At 74.5% G+C, this 17,105-nt stretch carries 11 protein-coding genes; 9 read left to right on the top strand and 2 right to left on the bottom strand.

From position 1 onward, the window contains the following. From LPA42_RS03540 to LPA42_RS03510, 7 genes are all read left to right on the top strand, one after another. Positions 1-880, top strand: an 880-nt coding sequence (locus LPA42_RS03540) for a beta-ketoacyl reductase (protein ID WP_228986307.1), incomplete at its 5' end; no start/stop codon positions are given. Between the two features lie 74 nt (positions 881-954). Further along, the gene (locus tag LPA42_RS03535) at positions 955-5,568 is read left to right on the top strand and encodes a type I polyketide synthase (RefSeq protein ID WP_077939344.1); all 4,614 of its coding nucleotides are present in this window, start codon (positions 955-957) and stop codon (positions 5,566-5,568) included. 20 nt (positions 5,569-5,588) lie between these two features. Continuing rightward, positions 5,589-7,064: an FAD-dependent oxidoreductase gene (locus LPA42_RS03530; RefSeq protein ID WP_144082743.1), complete on the top strand. Its 1,476-nt coding sequence runs from the start codon at positions 5,589-5,591 to the stop codon at positions 7,062-7,064. A gap of 55 nt (positions 7,065-7,119) precedes the next feature. Continuing rightward, positions 7,120-8,148, top strand: a complete 1,029-nt coding sequence (locus tag LPA42_RS03525) for a 3-oxoacyl-ACP synthase III family protein (RefSeq protein ID WP_043967832.1) — start codon at positions 7,120-7,122, stop codon at positions 8,146-8,148. Then, complete coding sequence (locus LPA42_RS03520) at positions 8,145-10,046, top strand: HAD family hydrolase (RefSeq protein ID WP_077939342.1); 1,902 nt, start codon at positions 8,145-8,147, stop codon at positions 10,044-10,046. Before LPA42_RS03525 ends, LPA42_RS03520 begins: the two co-directional genes overlap by 4 nt. Continuing rightward, entirely contained in the window at positions 10,043-10,270 is a 228-nt protein-coding gene (locus LPA42_RS03515) for an acyl carrier protein (protein ID WP_043967830.1), read from the top strand. The genes LPA42_RS03520 and LPA42_RS03515 overlap by 4 nt, the downstream gene beginning before the upstream one ends. Beyond that, entirely contained in the window at positions 10,267-12,117 is a 1,851-nt protein-coding gene (locus LPA42_RS03510; RefSeq protein WP_077939341.1) for a 2-oxo acid dehydrogenase subunit E2, read from the top strand. Before LPA42_RS03515 ends, LPA42_RS03510 begins: the two co-directional genes overlap by 4 nt. 203 nt (positions 12,118-12,320) lie before the next feature. On the opposite strand, the gene LPA42_RS03505 is transcribed toward LPA42_RS03510, so the two are convergent. Continuing rightward, entirely contained in the window at positions 12,321-12,926 is a 606-nt protein-coding gene (locus LPA42_RS03505) for a TetR/AcrR family transcriptional regulator (protein WP_158229459.1), read from the bottom strand. Between the two features lie 141 nt (positions 12,927-13,067). Here LPA42_RS03505 and LPA42_RS03500 point away from each other — a divergent pair, with 141 nt between their 5' ends. Then, on the top strand, positions 13,068-14,264 hold the full coding sequence (locus LPA42_RS03500; RefSeq protein WP_158229458.1) for a nucleotide disphospho-sugar-binding domain-containing protein: 1,197 nt from the start codon (positions 13,068-13,070) through the stop codon (positions 14,262-14,264). A 44-nt stretch (positions 14,265-14,308) separates the two neighbouring features. Further along, positions 14,309-15,574: a nucleotide disphospho-sugar-binding domain-containing protein gene (locus tag LPA42_RS03495; protein WP_077939338.1), complete on the top strand. Its 1,266-nt coding sequence runs from the start codon at positions 14,309-14,311 to the stop codon at positions 15,572-15,574. Positions 15,575-15,578: 4 nt separating this feature from the next. Here LPA42_RS03495 and LPA42_RS03490 read toward each other — a convergent pair whose 3' ends face one another. Further along, positions 15,579-17,096: an FAD-binding oxidoreductase gene (locus tag LPA42_RS03490; RefSeq protein ID WP_077939337.1), complete on the bottom strand. Its 1,518-nt coding sequence runs from the start codon at positions 17,094-17,096 to the stop codon at positions 15,579-15,581. Positions 17,097-17,105: the final 9 nt, after the last annotated feature.

The following is a 17,105-nucleotide window of genomic DNA, read 5'->3' as shown; positions in this document are numbered from 1 at the left end:
CTACGCCGCCGCCAACACCTACCTCGACGCCCTCGCCCACCACCGCCACACCCAAGGCCAACCCGCCACCAGCCTCGCCTGGGGCCTCTGGACCCACACCAGCAAAATGACCAACAAACTCACGGAGACGGAGGTGGACCGGCTCAAGGCCACGGGGCTGCTCCCCCTCGCCACGGACGACGCGCTGGCCCTGTTCGACGCCGCGCTACGCACCCCCGACCGCCCGCATCTGGTGCTGACGCACATCGACCGGACCGCGTTGCACCGGCACGCCCGGGAGGGCACGCTTCCACCGCTGTTCGAGAGGCTCGTCCCGGCCCAGGTCCGCAACACCCGTTCCCCGTCGGCGCCGCTGGCCGAGCGCCTGCGCGGGCTGAGCCCGGAGAAGCGCGAGCAGGCGCTGCTCGACCTGGTCCGCACCCACATCGCCGGCACCCTCGGGCACACCTCCGCCGCCGACGTCGCGCCCGGGCAGACCCTCAAGGAACTCGGCTTCGACTCGCTCACCGCCGTCGCCCTACGCAACCACCTGTCGAAGACGACGGGGCTCCAGCTTCCGACGACGCTGGTGTTCGACCATCCCAGCGCCGCCGCGATCGCCGCCTTCCTCGGCGAGCAGTTCGGCCGGGGCGAAGCCGGCGCGCAGGCACCGGCCCAGGCGGAGCTCGAACGGCTGGAGGCGGCCGTCGCCGTCCAGTCGTGGGACGGCGCGGCCCGGGAACGGCTCAGCGCCCGGCTGCAGGCGCTGCTGGCCCGGATCGCCGAGTCGGGGGAGACCGCGCGGACCGCCGTCGACGACGACCTCGCGGCGGTCACCGACGACGAGCTGTTCGAGGTCCTCGACGAGGAGCTCGGTGTCTCCGGGCTCGACGAGCGATGACGCGGCCACGCCCCGGGCAGGCACTTGGGGCTTCCGATCCCACCACCGGCAGCAGTCCCGGAGGAGAGAGTGCCATGGACAAGGAGCAGAAGCTCGTCGACTATCTCAAGTGGACGACGACTGAGCTGCAGGAGACCCGTCGGAGGTTGGCCCGCGTCGAGGCGGCGCACCGGGAGCCGATCGCCATCGTGGCGATGAGCTGCCGGTACCCGGGAAACGTGCGCTCGCCCGAGCAGTTGTGGCGGCTGGTCTCCGACGGGGTGGACGCGGTCTCGGCCTTCCCCGGCGACCGGGGCTGGGATCTCGACGCCCTCTACGACCCGGACCCGGAGACGACCGGGACCTGCTACACCCGGGAGGGCGCGTTCCTCTACGACGCGGCCGAGTTCGACCCCGAGTTCTTCGGCATCAGCCCGCGCGAGGCGCTGGCCATCGATCCCCAGCAGCGCCTGCTGCTGGAGACGAGCTGGGAGGCCTTCGAGAACGCCGGCATCGACCCCGCGTCGCTGCGCGGCAGCCGCACCGGTGTGTTCGCCGGTGTGCTGTACGACGACTACGCCGCCCGGCTGATGGAGCACACGCCGGACGGGTTCGAGGGCTACCTGGGCACCGGCAGCGCCGGCAGCGTCGCGACCGGCCGGATCGCGTACACCCTGGGTCTTGAGGGTCCGGCCGTGACCATCGACACCGCCTGCTCGTCGTCGCTGGTGGCGCTGCACCTGGCGGCCCGGGCACTGCGCGCCGGCGACTGCGAGCTGGCGCTGGCCGGTGGGGTGACCGTGATGGCCACCCCTGGGGTCTTCGTCGACTTCAGCCGGCAGCGCGGCCTCTCCCCGGACGGGCGGTGCAGGTCCTTCTCCGCCGACGCGGACGGCACCGGCTGGGGCGAGGGGGTCGGGCTGGTGCTGCTCGAACGGCTCTCGGACGCGCGGCGCAGGGGGCACCCGGTGCTGGCGGTGCTGCGGGGATCGGCCGTGAACTCCGACGGCGCCAGCAACGGGCTGACCGCCCCGAACGGCCCCGCCCAGCAGCGGGTGGTCCGCCAGGCGCTGGCCGACGCGCGCCTCACGGCGGCGGAGGTGGACGTGGTGGAGGGACACGGCACCGGCACCGTCCTGGGTGACCCGATCGAGGCGCAGGCGCTGCTCGCCACGTACGGCCAGGGCCGTCCCGCGGACCGGCCGCTGTGGCTGGGCTCGGTCAAGTCGAACATCGGGCACACGCAGGGGGCCGCCGGGATCGCCGGGGTAATCAAGATGGTGCAGGCGATCCGGCACGGGGTGCTGCCGCGCACGCTCCACGCGGGCGAACCGAGCCGGCACGTCGACTGGACCGCCGGCCGGGTGGAGCTGCTCACCGAGGCGAGGCCGTGGCCGGACGGCAACCCGCGCCGGGCCGGCGTCTCCTCGTTCGGGGTCAGCGGCACCAACGCGCACGTCATCCTGGAGGAGGCGCCGCCGACGCCGGCCGCCGATCCGGTGGCGCCGGCCGCCGGGCCCGCGCCGGCCCGCCCGCTGCCGCTGCTGATCTCGGCGCACGACGAGGCGGCGCTGCGCGACGTGGCCCGCAGCCTGGCCGACCGGCTGGCCGCCGACCCGCCGCCGCGGCCCCTGGACGTGGCGTACTCCCTCGCCACGACGCGCACCACCCTGGCCCAGCGCGCCGTGGTCGTCGGCACGGACCGGGCCGAGCTGGCGCGGGGGCTGGACGCGGTGGCGCGCGGTGGCCTGCTGCCCGGCAACGTGGTCCTGGACCGGGCCGCGCCGGAGCCGGGCGGGCTGGCGTACCTCTTCACCGGCCAGGGCAGCCAGCGGCCCGGGATGGGCCGCGCGCTCGCCGAGGCCCATCCGGTCTTCGCCGACGCCCTGGAGGAGGTGTGCGCGGAGCTGGACCGGCACCTCGACCGTCCGCTGCGTCCGCTGCTGTGGGCGGCCGAGGACGCCCCGGAGAGCCGGTTGCTGCACGAGACGGGGTACGCGCAACCGGCGATCTTCGCCGTGGAGACGGCGTTGTTCCGGCTGCTCGACCACTGGGGCCTGCGCCCCGACGTGCTGGTCGGCCATTCGATCGGCGAGCTCGTCGCGGCGCACGTGGCCGGGATGCTCGACCTGCCGGGCGCCGCCGAGCTGGTCGCCGTCCGGGCACACGCGATGCAGCGGGCCCGCGCGGACGGGGCGATGGTCTCGCTCGACGCCGGGGAGGAGGAGGTGCTCGCCTCCCTGTCCGGGCGCGAGCACCAGGTCTCGATCGCCGCCGTGAACGGCCCCCGGGCCACGGTGGTCTCCGGCGACCGGGACGCCGTCGGCGAGGTCGCGGCGCGGTGGAAGGCCGAGGGACGTCGGGTACGCCGGCTCACCGTCAGCCACGCGTTCCACAGCCCGCACATGGACGACGTCCTGGCCGACTTCGCGCGCGCCGCGGCGCGGCTGACCTTCGCCGAGCCGGCGATCCCCCTGGTCTCCAACGTGACCGGCCGGCTCGCCGATCCCGCCGAACTGCGCTCGCCCGGCTACTGGCGCGAGCACGCCCGGGGGACGGTCCGGTTCGCCGACGGGGTCCGCGCCGCGCGGGCGAGCGGGATCACCACGTACCTGGAGGTGGGCCCGGACGCGGTGCTCACCCCGCTGGCGCGCGAGTGCCTGCGCGACCACGACGCCGGCGGGCGGCCGCCCACGTTCGCCCCGCTGCTGAGCGCCCGCCGCCCGGAGCCGCAGACCGCGCTGCTGGCACTGGCCCGGGTGCACGCGTCGGGGCACCGCGTGGAGTGGGCGGCGCACTTCGCCGGCTCCGGGGCCGAGCGCGTCGGGCTGCCGAACTACCCGTTCCGGCGGCGCCACTACTGGCTCGACCCGAAGCCGGAAGGAACGGCCGGCGGCGAGGAGCGGAGCCGTACGTCTCTCGAATCGCTCTTCTGGGCCGCCGTGGACGGCCAGGACGTCGAATCGCTCGGCCGGGCGCTGCGGCTCTCGCGGGAGCAGCGGTCCTCGCTGGCCGCCCTCCTGCCGACGCTCGCGCTGCGGCGGCGCTGGACCGGTTGGCACCACCGGACGTCCTGGCAGCCCGCGCCCGGCGCGGTCGCCGCACCGGGGCCGCGGGCGCTCCTCGCCCTGGTGCCCGCGGACCTGGCGGGTGACGCCACGGTCACCGCGGCCCTCGACGCCCTCGACACGACCACGAAGCCCCTGCTCGTGCCGGCGTCCACGCAGGACGCCGGTGAGCTGGCCATGCTGCTGCGCGGCCGGCGGGCCGGGGTGGGCGACGGCGTCGTGTCCCTGCTCGGCCTGCGCCGGGACGCCGCCGACACCGGTGTGCCGGCCGGCCTGGGGTTGACCGGCGCCCTGCCGGACGCGCTGGACCAGGCCGGGCTCGACGTGCCGTTGTGGGTGCTGACGTGCGGCGCCGTCGAGACCGGCCGGTCGGACACCCCGGTCGTCGCGGGCCAGGCCGCGGTGTGGGGGCTCGGGCAGGCGCTCGTCGCCGGCCACCCGCGCCGCGAGATCAGGCTGGTCGACCTGCCCCGGGTGCTCGGCGCGCCGGCGCGGCGGGCGCTCGCCGCGCTCCTGCGCGGCCGGCCCGCCGACACCCGCCTGGCCGTACGCGGGGACGGGGTCCGCACCCCGCGGCTGGTGCGGCTCGCCCCGCCCGGCACCGACCGGGAGGCCTGGCGGCCGGAGGGCACGGTCCTGGTCACCGGCGGCACCACGACGCTGGGCGGCCACGTCGCCCGCTGGCTCGCCGAGCACGGGGCCGAGCAGCTCGTGCTGACCGGGCCGGCGGACGCCTCGGCCGACGTCACGGTGTTGCGCAAGGAACTGGCCGAGTACGGCGTCGACATCACGGTCAGCGACTGCGACCCGGCGGACCGGGCCGCGCTCGAACGGCTCGTCGCCGAGCGGCCGCCCACCGCCGTCGTGCACGTCGCCTGCGACGCCGGGGACGATCACGCGGCCGGCCGCCCGCCGGACGAGCGGTTCGCCGCCGTGGCGCGTGGCGCGACGGTCCTCGACGACGTCACCGCGCGGCTGGAGCTGTCGGCGTTCGTGGTGTGCGCCGCCGGAGCGGGCGCGGTGGGCGCGCCGGGCTCCGCCGGTCTCGCCGCCGCGCACGCCTACCTCGCCGCGCTCGCCGGGCGGCGGCGGGAACGGGGAGCCCGCGCGCTGTCGGTGGCCTTCGGGCCGCTCGCCGACGCCCCACCGGGCGACGACGGTGGGGCCGGCGCGCCGCGCGGCCTGCGGCCGCTGGTGGCGGCCGTGGCGGTGGAGGCGCTCGGGTACGTGGCCCAGCCCGGCGTCGGGGACGTGACCGTGGTCGACCTCGATCCGCACGCCGGCTCGTGGCCCCGGTCCGACCGGCTCTTCCGGGACCTGCCCGGCTTCCGGCAGGCGCCGGAGGCGACCGCGCCGGCCGTGGACACGACCCTGCTCGACCGGCTCGCCGCCAGCGGGCCGGCGGAGCGCGCCGCGATCGTCCTGGCGTTGGTGCGGGCGCGGGCGGCCGACGTGCTGGGCAGGGAGTCGGCCGACGACCTCGAACCGGACGCCGACCTGCTCGCCCTGGGGCTGTCGTCGCTCGCCGCCCTGGAGTTGAGCGCCCAACTGCGCGCCGTGGGCCTGGACGTCTCCCCCCGGCAGATCTTCGACCACCCGACACCCGCCAGCCTGGCCGCGGCCGTGTGCCCGGCCGGCTGAACCAGATCCGGAGGACCCTCATGTTTCACGATGTCGTCATCGTCGGCGCCGGGCCGGTCGGCCTCATGCTCGCGTGCGAGCTGCGGCTGGCCGGCACTCCCGTCGTGGTGCTGGAGAGCGGCTCGGAGCCGGGCGCACAGGCGCCCGGCGTGGCGCTCAACGCCGGGGTGGTCGAGCTGCTGGAGATGCGCGGGCTGATGGACGCCTGCCGCGCCGAGGGGTTCGAGTTCCCGATGGCGCACTTCGCGCACATCTGGCTGGACCCGACCCAGCTCGCCGACCGGTATCCGTTCAACTTCGCGATCCCGCACTCCCGGCTGGTGCACCATCTCGCCGAGCGGGCCCGGTCGCTCGGCGTGGACCTGCGGTTGGGGCAGCGGGTCGTCGAGGTGACGCAGGACGAGGAGTCGGTGCGGACCAGGATCGAGACCCCGTCGGGCGAGCAGACCGTGCGGAGCCGGTACCTGGTCGGCTGCGACGGCGTGGACAGCCGGGTGCGGCAGGCCGCCGGCATCGGGTTCCCCGGCGACGAGCAGCCCTTCCACGGCACGGTCGCCGATCTGGCCGTCGGCCCCGACAGCCCGCTCGGCGAGCTGGTGGGCGCGCGGGAGTATCCGGCGGGGCTGGTGGCGGTCACCCCCATGGGCCCGGGGCGGGTCCGCCTCCTGACGGGCGAGTTCGGGGTCGAGCCGCCCCGCCGCGACGGCGCGCCGGACCTGGCGGAGATCCAGGACAGCGTCCGCCGGATCGCCGGCGTCGCCGTCACCGGCGGCACCCTGGCCTGGTCGGCGCGCTGGTTCCACGTGACCCGGCTGGCCGAGCGGTACCGGGCGGGACGGATCTTCGTCGCCGGGGACGCCGCGCACACCCACTTCCCCCTCGGCGGGCAGGCGCTCAGCACGGGGCTCGACGACGCGGTGAACCTCGGCTGGAAGCTCGCGGCGGACCTCGGCGGTCGGGCGCCGGAGGGGCTGCTCGACACGTACCACACCGAACGGCACCCGGCCGGGGCGCGCGCCTGCCGGACGACGCGCGCCCAGGTGGCGCTGCTGCACCCCCTGACGGAGCTGCGGGACATCGTCGCCGAGCTGGTGCGCTTCCCGGCCGTCAACGAGTACCTGGGCATGATGGTCGGCGGCACCGACACGCGCTACCCGGTCGAGCCGGCCGGCGGCGACGCGCACCCGTTGGCCGGGCGGCGGCTGCCGGGGATCGCGGCGGCCGCGCGGTCCGTTCCCGGCCTCGCCGAGGCGTGGGCGGCCGGTCACGCGGTCCTGCTCGACCTGACCGGCGACGACAGCCTCGGCCGGGCGGTGAGCGGCTCGGCCAAGCGGGTGACGGTGCTGCGGTCCGCGCCGCTGCCCCACGTGGACGCCGCCGCGGTGCTGCTGCGGCCCGACGGCCGGGTCGCCTGGGCCGCGCCGGCCGGGGGAGACACCGCCGGCCTGCACGCCGCGCTCACGGCCGTCGCCGGCGCCCCCGCCCAGGGCTCTTAGCACCGATTAAGGGCCGCGGAAAACCATGGCCGTGCAGGCGACGAAGAGGACGAGCATGGACGTGTACGTGTACTCCGCCGGGTCGATGTTGCCCGGCCCGCCCGTGGACATCCCCACCCTGGCCAGACGGTTCAGGATGACCTCGATCTGGGAACAGTGGGTGGAGGCGTTCATCGGCACGCCGGTGCGCCACTACTCGGTGGACCTGGACACCGGTGAGGCACGGTTCTCCCTCGCCGACCTCGCGACCACGGCCGCCGAGCGGGCGCTCGCCGCCGCGGGGATGACCGCGGCCGACGTCGACCTGGTGGTCATGGGCACCTCCTCACCCGACATGCTGATGCCCGCCACGGTCAACGTCGTGGCCGACCAGCTCGGTGTCGACGGCGTGCCGACGTACCAGCTGCAGTCGGGGTGCACCGGGGCGGTGCAGGCCCTCGACGTCGCCCGGCACATGCTCCGCTCGGGGGCGGCCCGGACCGCGCTGGTGCTCGGCGCCGACTCCTGCGCCAAGCACTTCGACCTCACCGCCGACGTCAGCGCGCTGCCGCCGGAGGAGCAGGTCAACGGCGTGCTGTTCGGTGACGGGGCCGGCGCGGCGGTCCTCGGCACGACGCCGCCGCCGGAACCGGTCGCCCTGCGCTGGACGCAGGTGCACTGTGTCGGGCACAACCGGCCGCCGGGGCAGACGCTGAACTGGTTCGGCGCGGCCGAGCGGCACGTGCTGCGCCCGGCGGCCGTCGAGGACTACCGGGCGGTCCAGGAGGCGGTGCCGCCCATGGCCGTGGAGACCCTGGACGAGGTCCTGGACGTGCTCGGCTGGGACCGCGACGGGCTCGACTACGTGCTGCCGCCGCAGCTGTCGGGCCGGATGACCGCCGAGATCCAGGCCCGGCTCGACGTGCCGCAGGCGCAGGAGGTCAGCTGCGTCGGCGAGACCGGCAACACCGGGAACGCGCTGCCGTTCTTCCAGCTCGAACGGCTGCTGCCCGGCATGGTCACCGGCGACCGCGCGGTCGGCGTCGCCATCGAGTCCAGCAAGTGGATCAAGGCGGGGTTCGCCCTGGAGAAGGTGGGACCGTGACGACGGCCGGCACCTTCCCCCCGGACACCGCCGCGCCCGCGCGTACGCTGCGCGAACTGCACGACGCCGGCCGGCTGGAGGCCGAGTATCCCCTGGTGCAGGGGCTGCTCGCCGGCTTGCCGGCCGACGAGCTGTCCCGGGCGGGGCACGTGCTGGCCCGGGCCGACGCCGACGAGGTCCTGCGCCGGCACCCGTCCACCCCCACGCTCACGGTGGCCGTCACCGGGCACCGGACGCTGGGCACGCTGATCCCCCCGCTCACCGCGGAGTTCGCCCGGCACGGCGTGCTGCTGCGACCGCACCTGTCCGACTTCGACAGCTACGTCTTCGAGCTCGGCGACCCGGGCAGCGCGCTGTACGCCGCTGACCCCGGTCTCGTCCTGTGCGTGCTCGACCCGGAGGTGGTGTTCGACGAGCTGCCGCTGCCGTGGACCGCCGCGGACGTCGAGCAGGCCCTGGACGCCAAGGTCGCGATGCTGCGCGGGCTCGCGGCCACCTTCGACCGGCGCGGCGCGGGCACTCTGGTGCTCAACACGCTTCCGCTGCCCAGGCGGTTCACCGCGCAACTGGTGGACTACCGGTCGCGCGCCCGGCTGGGCGCCGCCTGGCGCCAGGCCAACGCGCGGCTGCTGGCGCTCGGCGACGAGTTCCCGTCCGTCGTCCCGCTCGATCTCGACCCGCTGCTCGCCGAGGGGATTCCCGCGGAGGACGTACGGCTCGGCAGCTACGCCGGGACCGGGCTGTCGCCCGCCCTGCTGGCCCGCTATGCGCGCGAGATCGGCCACCTCGGCCGGCACCTGACCGGGAAGACGAAGAAGGTCCTCGTCTGCGACCTGGACGGGACGCTGTGGGGCGGGGTGCTCGGCGACGACGGCCCGGACGGGATCGAGCTGGGCGGGACGCCGCGCGGCGAGGTGTTCGCCGCCTTCCAGCGGGTGGTCAGGCAGCTCGGGTCGCAGGGGGTGCTGCTGGCCGTGACGAGCAAGAACGACCCGGGGCCCGTCGACGCGGTGCTGCGCGGGCACGAGGGCATGGTGCTGGGCCCGGACGACTTCGTCCGGGTGACGGCGAACTGGCGTCCCAAACCCGAGAACCTCACGGCGCTGGCCGCCGCGCTGAACCTCGGCGTGGACTCGTTCGTGTTCGTGGACGACAGCGCGTACGAGTGCGGTCTGGTACGCCACGCGTTGCCGGGCGTCGCGGTCGTCCGGCTCGGCGAGGAACCCGCCTGGCACGTCGGCGACCTGCTCTGCGACGGCTGGTTCGACACCCGCGAGGTGAGCACGGACGACCGGGCCCGCCCCACGCGGTACCGGGAGGAACTGGACCGGCAGAGCTTCCTCGCCACGTTCGACTCCGTCGCCGACTACCTCCAGCAGTTGCAGACCCGGGTGTCGCTGGCCCCGGTGGCCGCGCGGGAGGTGGCCCGGGCCTCGCAGATCACGCTGCGGACCCACCAGTTCAACCTGACCGGCCACCGGATGCAGCCCGCGGAGGTGCGGGCCGCCGCCGCACGGCACGGCAGCCAGGTGCTCGGCATCCACTCCGGCGACCGGTTCGGCGACAACGGCATGGTGGGCCTGGTCCTGACGCGGGTCGACGGCGAGCTGGTGCACATCGACAACTTCCTGCTCAGCTGCCGGGTGTTCGCCCGGGGCATCGAGACGGCCTGCCTGCGCTCGGTGTTGTCCCACGCCCGGGCCACCGGCGCGCGGGCGGTCGAGGCCCGCTTCCGCCCCACCGCCAAGAACGCCGGCGCGCGCGGCTTCTACCCGGACAACGGCTTCACCCTGGTCGCCGACGAGGGAGACGTCCTCGTCTTCCGCCACGACCTCGCCGAGATCGAGCCGCCGCCCGCGCACGTGCGGCTCACCGCTGCATACGAGGAGAACCGATGACCACCATCGACGACTTCCTGGCCATCGTCAGCGCCGAACTCGGCCTGCCGGTCCGGCACGAGCAGGTCGACCTGCCGCTCGACTCGGTCCCCGGGTGGGACTCGATACACCTGCTGTCCCTGCTGACCATCCTGGAACGGGAGACGGGCCGGCAGATCGCGCTGCCCGCGGTGTTGCAGGCGACCAACCTCGACGAGATCTACCGGGCGGTGGTGGCCGAGTGACGATCGAACGCGTCGCCAGGGAGCGGCGTCCCACCCTGTACTTCCTGCGGGAGATCAGGTCCTTCGCGCCGGTGCACCTCGACACCGAGGTCGACATGACCCGGATCCGGGACCATCGCGCCGCCGCGCGGGCGCAGGGGCGGCACTTCTCCTGGCTCACCTACGTCCTGTACGCGGCGGGCCGCGCCATGGCGGCCCACCCGGAGGCCAACGCCGCGATCCGGGGCCGGATCCGTCCGAAGGTGGTCCGCTTCCGCTCGGCGCACGGGAAGTTCACCATGGACCACACGGTGAACGGCCGGCGGGTGGTCCTCTCGGCCATCATCCCCCACGTGCAGAGCGCCGGCCTGGCGGAGATCCAGCGGCAGGTCGACTACTACACCCGGGGCGACGCGGAGAAGCTGCCCGAGTTCGCCGGCGCCCGCCTGCTCCGGCGGCTGCCCTGGGTGCTGGGCAGCGCCGCGTACCGCAGCCGGACCCGTCCCCTGCGGACCCGGGCGACGACGGTCGGCACCTTCGCGGTGACCTCCCTGTCCCACCGGGACGTCGACGGTTTCCACTCCACCGGCGGGACGACCGTCACGCTGGGCCTGGGCCGGATCGTCGACCGGCCCGTGGTCCGCGACGGCGCGGTGTCCGTCGCGCCGGTGCTGCGGCTGAACCTGACGTTCGACCACCGGGTGATCGACGGCGCGGAGGCCGCGGATCTGCTCACGGACCTCAAGCAGGCGCTGGAGCAGTTCGAGGACCCGCCGGCCGAGGACGACGGCACCAACGACGTCGGGGAGCTCAAGCAGTTCGTCCTGGCGCACACCCGTGGGCAGCGGGTCACCGATCACGAGGACGTGCTGGCGCGGATCCGCACCGACGCCGAGGGGGACGGGTCCTGGGCGGCCGAGTGGACGCGGTCCGCGCGGGCGCTGGAGCGCGACGGGCGGCTGCTGGACGCGTGCCGCCACTACACCATGGCCCGCTTCCCGTTCGTCGACGGGCCGGCCCGCCAGCGGGCGCTCGACGACACGGTGCGCACGTTCGACCAGTGGCGGCGCGGCGACCGGGACATCGAACGGCTGGAGGTCGACCTGCCCACCGGACGGGTCGTGGCCTGGGCCACCGGGATGTCCGACGGCGTCCGGCGGCCGGTGCTGATCGTCAGCGGCGGCATCGTGACGGTGAAGGAGCAGTGGGCGTCCACCCTGCGCGCCATCCGACGCCTCGGCATGGCCGGCATCGTCACCGAGATGCCGGGGGTCGGCGAGAACACCCTCCCCTACGACCGGGACAGCTGGCGGATGCTGTCGCACCTGCTCGACCACGTCAGCGACCGGGCCGACGTCGCGGACTCGTACGCCCTCGCGCTCAGCTTCAGCGGTCACCTGGCCCTGCGCTGCGCCCTGGAGGACAGCAGGATCAGGGCGGTGCTGACGGCGGGCGCCCCGATCGACACCCTGTTCACCGATCGGCGGTGGCAGGCGACCCTGCCCCGGATCACGGTGGACACCCTGGCCCACCTGATGGGCAAGGAGGCGGGCAGCGCGCTGGGCGAGCTGCCCTCGTGGGCCCTGTCCCCCGACCAGTTGCGGGCCCTGACCATCCCGGTCCGCTACGTCGCGTGCGACCGCGACGAGATCATCCCGGGCACCGACGTCGACCTGCTCGCCCGGCACGTCCGCGACATCGAGATCCTGCGTCACGACGACGTGCACGGCGCCCCGGCGCACGCCGCGGAGACCCAGCTGTGGCTGATCCGGTCGCTGCTGCGGGTCCGCCGGGTCAAGGCCCCCGTCCACCTGGTCATCGACCTGCTCTACCGGCTCGCGCGGCGGCGCGCTGCGGCCGCCGGCTGAGGCGCGGTCCCGCCGGCCCCGGGCCGCCGGGCCGGTGCCAGGCCCGGGCCGCCGGGCCAGTGCCAGGCCCGTGCCGCCGGGCCAGTGCCAGGCCCGTGCCGCCGGGCCAGTGCCAGGCCCGGGCCGCCGGGCCGGTGCCGCCGGTCCGCCGCCGGGCCGGGCCCGGCCGGGAGCTGCCCCGGGGGGCGGCCACGGTCCGTGCCTCAGCGGCCGGTCGGCGGGCCGGGCAGGCCGGGCGCGATCCGTTCCAGGGTGTCGCGGATCGCGTCGGACAGGGAGGTGGCCCGCGACGAGTCGACCCAGAACTCGACGGCGACCCGGACCGCGTTGACCACCATCGTGGCCAGCAGCCTCGGGTAGATGTCGTCGTGCAGCTCCATCCCGAGCCGCTCGGCGATCCCCTCGGCGAGCGCCGTCTCCCGCGCCGCGTGCGCCTTGAGGTATTCGCCGCCCAGCGGCGAGGTCGCCACCGCGAGCCGCACCTTGGTCACCAGGTCGCGGTCCAGGTTGTCCCAGGCGAGGAAGGCCGCGAGCATCGCGTTGATGACGGCCTGGGTCAGCGGCTCGTCCGCCGGCCGGGCGCGCAGTTGCTCGCGGATCGCCGCGGACCGGTCTAGGTCGGCGGCGTAGAGGGCCTCGTTCTTGCTGCGGAAGTAGTTGTTGAACGAGCGGGTGGACATGCCCGCCCGGGCGGCGATGTCCTCCACCCGCACGTTGTCCCAGCCGCGCTCGACCGCGAGGCCGAGGGCCGCCTCGCTGAGCACCCGACGGACGGCGGCCACCTTGTTGGCCCGAATCGTTGTCGACACGCAGACAGGGTGACACGCCGGTGCGGGCTCGGCAAGTTGTTGCCAGGCAGGCAAGAGTGCACGTCAACGGGGCTTTTCAGGGGCTTTTTAGGCCGACCGGATGAACTGGGGGCGTCGTCATCGAGTCTGGGGGATATGCCCGTGCGCGTCCTTTTCACCCCGCTTACCGTCCGGTCCCACTACTACCACCAGGTCCCGCTGGCCTGGGCCTTCCGGGCGGCCGGCCACGACGTTCGCATCGCCGCCCAGCGGCAGCTCACGAGCATCATCGCCAACACCGGCCTGACCCCGGTCGAGGTGGGTGACGACTACGACTTCATGGCCGGCATGGTCGCCCTGCGCAGCGGCAACAAGTTCACCGCCGCGCAGGTCGCCGACCTGACCTTCGAGGAGCGGGTCCGGCTGCGCGACGAGCGGTTCGTCCCGCCGGTCGAGCTGGCCACCCGGATGACCCCCGACCTGATGCGGTTCGCGCAACGGTGGCAGCCGGACCTGGTGATCACCGACCCGGTCATCTTCGCCGGCCCGTTGGTCGCCGCCGCGCAGGGCATCCCGGTCGTGCGCAACATCTGGGGCCCGGACATCCTCTACGGTCACCCGGTCCAGGGCCAGCCGCACACCGGCACGGAGCGCGCCGACTGGCCCACCGGGCTCGTCGAGCTCTTCGACCGCTACGGGGTGGAGGTCCGCAACGACCACCCCAAGCACACCGTCGACCCGTGGCCGGGCAGCCTCCAGAACTTCGGCTCCCCCGGCCGCCTGCCGCGGCGCTTCATCGCCTACAACGGGGAGGGCGCCGCCCCCGACTGGGTCACCGAACGCCCCGACCGCCCCCGGGTCTGCATCACCTGGGGCACGACCAACGAGATCCTGGGCGGCGCCAAGGACGTCTGGCCCCGGGTGATCCGGGCGCTCACGCCGCTCGACATCGACATCGTGCTCGCCATCGGCCCCGCCGACCGGGCCAAGCTCGGGCGGCTGCCGGACAACGTGCGGGTCGCCGAGAACCTGCCCATCAACCTGTTCATGCCGACCTGCCAGGCGATCGTCAACCAGGGCGGCACGGGTTCGCTGCTGACCGCGGCCAGCGTGGGGGTCCCGCAGGTGCTCCTGCCGGAGACCGGCGAGACCCCGGTCAACTCTCTCAGCTTCCGGGAGAGCGGCGCCGCCCTCGTCCTCGACTACGCGAAGGCGGACGAGGAGACCATCGCCACGGCGGTCGCCCGGGTCCTGACCGACGAGGCGATCCGCACGGCGGCCCGGAAGGTGTCCGAGGAGATCGCCGGGATGCCCGCACCGGCCGAGGTCGTCGACACGCTCGTGAAGCTCGCCGCCTGAGGGCCGCGGCACGTATCCGCACCAGCGACACCCGAGGAGAAGCCTTGCGAATCCTGTTCACCCCGGTCGCCGCGACGGCCACCCCGCTGTTCCATCTCGTGCCGCTCGCCTGGGCCTTCCGGGCGGCGGGCCACGAGGTGCGGGTGGCCGTGCTCCCGGACCTCGCCCAGGCCGTGACGGCCACCGGGCTGCCCGTGGCCGAGGTCGGCCGAGATTACAAGATCATGGATGGCGTGATCGCGTCCCGGGGCGGTCACCGGGTGATCGAGGCTCCGGCCAGCGAGTGGACCAGGAGCGGCCTGGCCAGCGCCGACGGCGCCGCCTCCGCCCCGCCGCCGGCCGACCAGGCGGGGCTGGCCGACCTCCGCAACGCGGCGATGGCCCCGCTCGTCGAGGGCGCCGCCAGGATGACGCCGGACCTCCTGCGGTTCGCCGAGAGATGGCGACCGGACCTGGTGGTGACCGACTCGATGGTGTTCGCCGCGCCGATCGTCGCGGCGAAGCTGGGCATTCCGCTGGTCCGCCACACCTGGGGACCCGACGTGATGCGGATGATCAGCCAGCCGCTGCAGGGCTTCTCGGACGCGGGGGACGTGCGCGGCCAGTGGCCCGTCGGGCTGCCCGAGCTGTACGACCATCACGGCGTGGAGGTCCGCAACGACCATCCCCTGCGGACCGTCGACCCCTGGCCCACCAGCCTCCAACTTCCCGGGATGGCGGGCCGGCTGCCCGTGCGGTTCGTCCCGTACAACGGGGCGGCGGCCGTCCCGGACTGGGCGCTCGACCGGCCCGCCCGCCCCCGGGTGTGCGTCACCTGGGGCACCTCCACCGCCGCCCTGGCCGGCGACGAGGCATTCGTCCTGCCCCGGGTCGTCGACGCGCTCGCCGGCATGGACGTGGAGGTCGTCCTGGCGATCAGCGCGGCCGACCGGGTGAAGCTCGGCTCGTTGCCGGACAACGCCCGGGTCGCCGAGAACGTCCCGCTGCACCTGTTCATGCCGAGCTGCTCGGCCATCGTCAACCAGGGCGGCACCAGCTCCCTGCTGACGGCCGCCTGCTTCGGCGTGCCGCAGGTGATGATGCCGCAGACGGCGGACAACCCGTTCAACGCCGCGAACTACGGCGCGAGCGGCGCCGGCATCACCCTCGACCCGACCAGGGTGGCCAACGACGAGATCGGCGCGGCCGTCGCCCGGGTGCTCACCGACGAGGCGTGCCGGGCGGCGGCGGAGAAGGTCCGCGAAGAGATCGCCGGCACTCCCCCGCCGTCCGCCGTCGTCGACTCCCTCCAGGTCCTGGCCTGCGCCTAGCGGATCAGCTGATGGCCTGCGCGAAGGAGAAGAACCCGTGCGGGTCGTACGTGTGCTTCACCGTGGACAGGCGGGGGTAGTTCTCGGCGTAGTACGCCTCCCGCCAGTCGGTCAGCGCCGGGTCGATGTAGTTCTGGTAGGTCTCGTGGGTGGAGTACCGGTCGGTCACCGTGAACGCGTTGTCCGCCCAGACCGAGGCGGCCGCCCGGCCCTCGCCGGTGTCGGCCGCCTCGGAGAGCGCGACCGCCCAGTCCACCGAGAACTGCGCGTCCCGGTGGACGTACGCGGTCGCGGTGCGCGGGATGTCGGAGGCCGCGCCGCCGAGGGCGAAGCCGGTGGCGATGCGGGTCTGCCCGGCCCGGCGGTCGGCGTCGAACGCGGCGAGGATCTCCGACACGCCCGTGCCGGGGATGTCCTCCCGGAAGAACCGGGAGCGCTGGATGATAAAGCCGCTGCGCGCGAGCATGGCCTCCGGGTTGGTGCCGACCCGGTGACACTGGTCGACGGTCTTGTCCCCGCACTTGAAGAACGCCATCATCCCGTCGCGGAAGCCGAGATCCTGCACGCTGTTGTAGGCGGGCGGGGTGCCGACCGCCGAGGCGAGGGCGTTCAGGTGCGGGGTGAGGTCCTCGGGCGTGCCGAGGAACGTGCCGTCGACGAGCAGGAACGGCACCGCTCCCGGTGCCGCGTCCAGGAGGCCGAGCAGCCAGCGTGAGCTCAGTGCCCGCGGCGCCGCGCGCTGCCACTGCTGCCATGCGGTCAGCACGCTCTCCGCGCTGTCCCAGAGCCAGGCGAGGGTGAAGTTGACCATGCGGGGAATCGTGCTGTTCCGCCGCTCGTAGCTGGTCACGATGCCGAAGTTGCCGCCGCCACCGCCCCGCAGCGCCCAGAACAGGTCCGGCCGGACCTGCTCGGAGCAGGTCACCACGCAGCCGTCGGCCAGCACGACCTGCGCCGACAGCAACGAGTCGCAGCCCAGGCCGAGCGCCCGGGTCTGCCAGCCCACGCCGCCGCCCTGCAGATAGCCGCCCATCGCCACGGTGGGGCAGATGCCGCCGGCCAGCGCGACGCCGTGCGCGGACGCGGTGTCGACGAGGTCGACGAGCTGCGCCCCCGGGCCGACCACCGTCTTGTTCTGCTCCACCTGGATCCCGTTCAGCCGGGACACGTCGATGACCAGACCGTTCGTGGTCGAGTAGCCACCGAAGCTGTGCCCCCCACTGCGGGGGACGGCGGGAAGCCCGTGGTGCTGGGCGTAGGCCAGGCACACCTGGACGTCCTTCGCCGACGTGCAGTAGGCGATCGCCGCGGGCTGCACGGCGTCGAAGGCCGAGAAGTGCAGCTGCTTGGCGACGTCGTAGTTGCTGTCCGAGGGCAGCACCAGCTTGCCGGACAGGTTCCGGCGGAGGCTGTTCCAGCGGTTGTTCACCGCCGCCGAGGCGCCCTGACCGATCCCGACGATGCCCGTGCCGGCCGCGGCCAGCGCTGCCGCGCCCTTCAGTAACGTTCTGCGGGTTGGCACGCGTTGCTC

The sequence above is a fragment of the Micromonospora sp. DH13 genome (genome assembly GCF_020873825.1).
GTDB lineage: Bacteria > Actinomycetota > Actinomycetes > Mycobacteriales > Micromonosporaceae > Micromonospora > Micromonospora haikouensis.
Note: the sequence above shows the minus strand (reverse complement) of the source record. Positions and strands in the feature narration are given on the sequence as shown.